1 protein-coding gene is annotated in these 411 nt (G+C 74.7%); it reads left to right on the top strand.

All coding sequences use genetic code 11. The features are described 5' to 3' along the window. A partial coding sequence (locus VT50_RS38095; RefSeq protein WP_276207370.1) for a ketoacyl-synthetase C-terminal extension domain-containing protein occupies positions 1–411 on the top strand: 411 nt, incomplete at both ends.

The following is a 411-nucleotide window of genomic DNA, read 5'->3' as shown; positions in this document are numbered from 1 at the left end:
GCCGCGCCGGTGTGTCGTCGTTCGGCATCAGCGGGACCAATGCGCACCTGATCATCGAGGAGGCGACCGAGGAACCCGCCGCACCACCCGCCGAGCGGGACGAGGGTCCGGTGCCGTGGCTGGTGTCGGCGCGGACCGCGGCCGGACTGCGGGCGCAGGCGGCCAGGCTCGCCGACTTCGCGGTGGCCCATCCCTCGTCCACCGTGGACATCGGGTTCTCGCTCGCCACCACGAGGGCGCACTTGCCGCACCGTGGTGTGGTGGTGGGCGTGGAGCGTGCGGATCTGGTGCGCGGGTTGGGTGCGCTCGCGGCGGGCCGGGTGGGGGCCGGTGCGGTGGCGGGCTCGGTGGCGGGCGACCGGTTGGCTGTGGTGTTTACCGGTCAGGGTGCGCAGCGGGTGGGCATGGGGC

Source organism: Streptomyces antioxidans (assembly GCF_000968685.2).
In the GTDB taxonomy this organism is placed as follows: domain Bacteria; phylum Actinomycetota; class Actinomycetes; order Streptomycetales; family Streptomycetaceae; genus Streptomyces; species Streptomyces antioxidans.
The sequence above is the reverse complement of the archived record's forward strand: the minus strand, read 5'-3'. Positions and strand labels throughout refer to the sequence as shown.